5 protein-coding genes are annotated in these 5,535 nt (G+C 69.5%); 4 read left to right on the top strand and 1 reads right to left on the bottom strand.

The genetic code is table 11. The features are described from left to right. Positions 1-74: 74 nt before the first annotated feature. Complete coding sequence (locus tag BM536_RS37275) at positions 75-953, bottom strand: restriction endonuclease (RefSeq protein ID WP_073499782.1); 879 nt, start codon at positions 951-953, stop codon at positions 75-77. A gap of 277 nt (positions 954-1,230) precedes the next feature. Here BM536_RS37275 and BM536_RS37270 point away from each other — a divergent pair, with 277 nt between their 5' ends. From BM536_RS37270 to BM536_RS43590, 4 genes are all read left to right on the top strand, one after another. After that, a complete protein-coding gene (locus BM536_RS37270; RefSeq protein ID WP_073499784.1) occupies positions 1,231-1,800 on the top strand; it encodes a hypothetical protein in 570 nt (189 codons plus the stop codon). A gap of 192 nt (positions 1,801-1,992) precedes the next feature. Continuing rightward, positions 1,993-2,523 carry a PA14 domain-containing protein gene (locus tag BM536_RS37265; RefSeq protein ID WP_094104039.1) on the top strand — a complete coding sequence of 177 codons (531 nt, stop codon included), beginning with the start codon at positions 1,993-1,995 and terminating at the stop codon, positions 2,521-2,523. After that, positions 2,433-4,256 carry a fibronectin type III domain-containing protein gene (locus BM536_RS37260; RefSeq protein WP_094104038.1) on the top strand — a complete coding sequence of 608 codons (1,824 nt, stop codon included), beginning with the start codon at positions 2,433-2,435 and terminating at the stop codon, positions 4,254-4,256. The genes BM536_RS37265 and BM536_RS37260 overlap by 91 nt, the downstream gene beginning before the upstream one ends. 572 nt (positions 4,257-4,828) lie before the next feature. Further along, entirely contained in the window at positions 4,829-5,038 is a 210-nt protein-coding gene (locus BM536_RS43590; protein ID WP_158086586.1) for a hypothetical protein, read from the top strand. Positions 5,039-5,535: the final 497 nt, after the last annotated feature.

The raw sequence follows: 5,535 nt of genomic DNA, 5'->3' as shown, positions 1-5,535 counted from the left end.
TCAGGTCTCCGCGTCCCATGCAGCCAGCCTGACCCCAATACCCCACCCCCGTCAGGAGATCCGAGAAACAGCGCCTAGGACGCTGCCGTGCCCGAGGGGCCAGCCGTGTTGCGAGTGTTCCAGCGCAGCAGGAGGACAGCGGCCGTCAGTGACAGCACGGTGAGCGTCGCGGGCACCAGGACATCCACGAGGTCTCCGCGCCACAACCGCGCGTTGGTGAGCCAGGCGGCCGGCAGGTCCAGAAGGAGCAGGCCCAGGCCCGTCGGCCAGTAACGGCGGCGGGACTTCTCCCGCATGCCCGAAACGATCAGGACGGTGGGTACGACGACCATCAGTAGCGTCGCAAGGGCCCGGCTCGGGCGGGGCTCGAAGCTCTCGCTCCCTGGAATGAACAGCGCAACGGCCATCAGGACGAGACCCAGCACGATCCGGCCCATTCCCGGCCGCCCCTCCTGGGGAGGTCCGGGAGCCGGCGCAGAGGTGAGAACCGGTGCCGGCGTCGACGGTGTTGATTCGGCCAGAGATGTGGCAGGTGTCGAAGCCGGTGCCGTGGCGATACGGCGGGCCGGGGCGTTGACCGCGGTCATCGACCCGTCCAGGCTGTAGACGAACAGCGCGATACCGTTCTCGGCGGCATACTCGATTGCGGTGGCTGCGTACTTGCTGCCAGTGAAGAAGAGCAGGTCCTTGTCCAGGGCCCGACCACGGGCCCCGAACAGGCGCTGCAGCTCGGGCCTGCCCACGGCGACCGCCTGGCACTTGACCTGTCCCAGCGCCCGCCGCGAGCGCACGTCGACCCCGCCGTCGCTTCCGCCGGGCTGGGCCCGCGCATCCTCATACCCCCAGTACCGCATCCAGGCCGCGGCATTGTGCTCGGCTTCCTGCCAGGAGTGAATCTGACGTCTGGCCGGAGGCGTAGGCGGTCTGGCGGCCTGGGTGTCTTCGCGTGTCACGCCAGAAAGTATCGCCGACGCGATCCAGGGCCTCGCCTGGGACCATGCACGTCACCGCCCTGCGCCCGTCCGGATCCGGATCGCAGGCCCCGATTCGCATCCAAGTCGCCCGAGACGCGTGGGCATTGACCCTCCAAGCCCGTCGGCCCCGGCGTGGCCGAAGCCATCACCCTGCCCATCGATCCACCGCAGCTCGCCGCTCCGGAAGGCTGGCTTCTCTCAGGCTCTCGCCAGCTGGTCACTCCCAAGCGCGCCGACTGGGCCCAAGGGCACCCGGGTGGGCCGCCGCGACCCCTGCCTGACGCACTACACCGAGATGCTCCCGGTGATCACTCCGTGGCTGTGGCGGGGCCTGCTGGGCGTGCAGCGCCAGCTGCGCAAGAACCGCTTCCGCAGCGTCGGACGCCCCACAGACATGACCATCCCCTTCGACGGGGACCGGCGCTCCGGCGCACCAGCAAGTGCACTCTGCTGGTGCAGATCGGCCGCGGCTGTCAGAGCCTGGTCGAATCGGACCTGGGCCCAGCCCTCAACCGCATCCCGGTCATCCACATCACCGTCCCGCCTGCTGGACCACCGCACGGCGGCCTCGGTCCTGCTCCTGCTCCTGCTCCTGACCCTGGTCCTGGTCCTGGTCCTGCTGGCCGCCCTCGTCTTGCTCACCCTCCTCGCCGCCTCCGGCCACGTGACGCTGAGCGAGGGGCGCGGGGCGTCGGGGAGGAGCCGCCGGCACGGGGCCATTGGGGCGGAGATCCCAACGGCGGCCGCGGGACGGCTGCTGGGAGGCTGCACGGCCTCAGCCGCACGGGGATCGAGGATGCTCACGGCGGGGCTGCCGTGCCGGTGACAGCTCGGACCTGCTCGCAGGTTCCGTCGCGGGCATATGGCACACCGCCAGCCGAGCAACTCCCGGCAGCGGAGAAGTGGTTGGTGTGATTCCGCACAAACTCCCTATCGCGAGCGATCTCACGAATGACACGATCACCGCGGCGCACCCTCCTTGTGCCCATCTCCCGATCGAAAGTGTGACCTTCAGCAGATGCGTAGATCCCGCGGCGCGGCGCGCCGAACCGCCGGTGCGGCCGTACTCTCCCTGGCCACCGCCCTCACCGGACTCGTCTTTCCCACCACCGCGCAGGCGGCTGTGACGTGCTCGGCCGGCGTGTGGAAGGCCCAGTACTACGCCAACACCACCTTCACCGGCACCCCGAAGGCCACCGTCTGCGATACCTCCATCGCCGAGAACTACGGCAACGGTGACCCCGCAGGCGTCTCCCTGCCGCGGGACAACTTCGGCGTCCGCTGGAGCATGACCCGCAACTTCGGCTCCGGCGGACCCTTCGACCTCACCGTCGCCGCCCAGGACGGGGCCCGCGTCTACCTCGACGGCTCCCGCAAGATCGACCTGTGGCGCAACGTTTCTCTGGACCAGAAGAAGACCGTCCGCCTCACCATCCCGCGCGGGTCCACACCCTGCGCGTGGACTTCGCCGCCTACACCGGCCCCGCCAACATCACCTTCTCCCACAAGCCCGTCATCGGCGCGGCCTACGACAAGACCGCCCCGCTGACCCCGGCCGGCCTGAAGGCCGGCTACGCGGCAGCCACCTTGAAGACGAGCCTGACCTGGTCCCGCAACCACGAGCTGGACCTGGCCGGCTACCGCCTCTACCGCCGCACGGGCAGCACCGGCGCCTGGAGCCTGCGCAACTCCACTGCGATCACCGGCAGCACCTTCACCGACGCACCTCCGGCCACCGGCGCCACCTACGAGTACGCCCTGCGCGCCGTCGACCGCTCCGGCAACGTCTCCCCGTTGACCGGCGTGACGCGCGTCCTCAGCGCCGACAAGACGGCACCCGCCGCCTGCACCGGACTCACCGCCACGTACGACGAGTCCGCGCCCCGGCTCTCCTGGTCGCCGGTGAGCGGGGCGAGCTCCTACGAGGTGCAGCGGTCCCTCGCGCCCGAGGGACCGTTCTCGTCCCTCGGGACGCCCACGCAGAGCACCGTTCTGACGGACTTCAACGCCTCCGCGGGCACGACCTACCACTACCGGGTGCGTGCCCTGGACAGCGCGGGCAACGCCTCCCCGTACTCCGCGCCCGTCCAGCTCGACGTGCCCGAGCCGAAGCCCCTGGCGCCGGCGAACGTCTCCGCGAACGGCTGGGTCGACCGCAACACCGTCGGCTGGAGGTACGACGGGGACGCGGCCCACCGGTTCCACGTCTACGCCGCCGAGTCGGCCACCGGCCCGTGGACCCGGCTGACCGAAACCCCGGTCACCGGCCCCGCCTACGACGACTTCACGGCGCCCGTCGGGCAGGTGCGCCACTACCAGATCAGGACGGTCGCGACGCACGGCACGGAGTCGGACCCGTCGGCGACGGCCTCGGCCACCCGGACCGGCGACGTCACCCCGCCGCGCATGCCGTACGGCCTGGACGCGTGGGACGGCACCGATGGCGTGCACCTCTCCTGGACGGCCAACACCGACGGCACGGATCACTACCTCGTCATGCGCAAGCCGATGTTCGGCGCGTGGGAACAGATCGCCGTGGTACGGGACGTCACATACCTGGACGCCGGCATCCCGGTGGACGTGCAGTTCGGCTACACCGTCCGCGCCGTCGACGCGGCCGGCAACGTCTCGCCCATGCCCGAGCCCGGCTATGGCACCGTCTACGGCAAGCGCCTGCCGGTCCAGGAGAAGCCGGCCGCGCCCGCCTCGGTGACCGCGTCGGCCGAGAACGGCAACGTCACGGTGGGCTGGACGGCGAGCACGTCGGCCGATGTGGCCGGCTACTACGTCTACCGCACCACCTCTTCGGACCCCGCGTCGGCGTACGCGGTCTCACCGCTCATCACCGGGACGACGTTCACGAACGAGAACGTGCCCGCCGGCACGACATGGCGCTACGTGGTGCGCGCCGTCAGCAAGCGCAGCATGTGGTCCGACTTCTCGCCGATGGCCGAGGTCACCATCGCCTGCCCGGTCATGACCGCACCGCCCACTCCCCGGATCACCGGGGGCGGCAGGGGCGCGGACTCCGTCCGGCTCAACTGGGAGGTGGGAGCGTGCGACCAGGGTGCCACCGTCTCGTACCACGTCTACCGGTCCACGTCCGGCTCGGACGTCTTCACCCCTGAGCGCCGCATAGCTTCGGGCGTGACGGCACTGACGTACACGGACCCCGGCCTGGCACGGGGGTACTACTACTACGTGGTCACCGCCGTGGCCGCCGACGGCACCGAATCGGCCCCGCAGGTCAAGCCGTTCGAGATCTCGCTGATGGCGCCCTGACGCCCGGTTCGATCCCTTGGGCCCAAGGGGCCCCGGTCGTCCGAACGCCTTCATGCGTCCGGAGACCGGGGCCTTCGCCGTCGCCCGGCTTCTGATGTACCGGGAGTGCTGGTCTGTATGAAGCTGACATGACCTGGGGGCTCGTCAGGCGTGTCACGTCCGATCGGCGGCACGTGTCAGTGCGTCAGCAGAACTCAGCGGCCAGACTTGTCAATAGTTGTGGGCGCGCAGAGCCTTGCTGTGAATCGCGTTCGCCTCGGTCAGGAAGTCGTTCATGATGTCCCAGTGCTCCTCCTTGTAGGCAGTGCCGACGGCACTGCGGGCGAAGAACTTCCTTGTTACGGCCTCGGAGAGAGCCTGAAGCGCCCGGAGCGCCTCTCAGAGCGCGGCCGATCGCTCGACGGCAACGGCTTCCGGGACGGCGCTGTGCCCACCCAGTTCGACGGCCGGGGTACCGGAGCGCCTTCTTGGCCCTGTTCTCGTATGACTACGGCGAACGAACTCGTAGCGCTGCGTGGTCGGCTTCTCAGACTTCTGTCACCTGACGGCCCGCCAGGGTTGTGCCGCAGTAAATGCCGGATTTACTGCGGCGGACCGCCCTGCACCGGCTGCGGCACTCCGCGCTCGCACATGACGCCGAGGGCGGCACCTCCACTCCGATGCTGCTGGCCCGATCCCGCCACGCCTGTGTACGGTCCCTGGAGCGGTATGCCCGTCCCGGCGTCGATGCGGTCGCCCAGCACGTCGCCGAGCGCGGTCCAGCCGCCCGTCACCGTAGATGATTGCAGTCAGTCAGGACTTCGAGACCTGTCCCGCGGTCCCTGGCTCACCGTGCCGGGAGTGACTTCAAACCGCTGAGCCAGTTCGGTAGTGCTGGCCGGCTGGGTGAGGTGGCCGAGGGTGCAGGCGCGGGTGCGGCCGAGCAGGTTGGCCAGGGCGGTTGACGGAGCGGCCTGCGTCGAATGATCCGAGCCGAGAATCAAGCCCTCGCCCCAGGAGAACGGCCAGGCTCTTGAGCGGTCAGGACGGCAGGAGCACCTGACGATCCGTTTCGGGCGTCGTCGCGAGGCGGGGAACGAGCCGAACGTAGGCGACCATCCCGTGGGTCCTCACCAAGGTCTGGGGGGTACCACGACCACCGCGGCAGCAGCCATGTCGTCCGGCATAGGCCGCCGCCTCACCGAACCGCTGGCGTATCGCTTAGAGGTCCTAACAGAAGTTGTTGATCAAGTGACTTTCGGCTGGGGTGGTCGTTGGTCGGGTCGTGGGGAAGCGTCAG

Origin of the sequence: Streptomyces phaeoluteigriseus (assembly GCF_001896135.2) — a bacterium.
Lineage (GTDB): Bacteria > Actinomycetota > Actinomycetes > Streptomycetales > Streptomycetaceae > Streptomyces > Streptomyces phaeoluteigriseus.
This window is presented reverse-complemented; position numbering and strand designations above follow the sequence as displayed.

Coding starts and splice junctions, on each gene's coding strand:
- BM536_RS37265 (WP_094104039.1), top strand. CDS start 1,993: ATGCGTAGATCCCGCGGCGCGGCGCGCCGAACCGCCGGTGCGGCCGTA.
- BM536_RS43590 (WP_158086586.1), top strand. CDS start 4,829: ATGCCGGATTTACTGCGGCGGACCGCCCTGCACCGGCTGCGGCACTCC.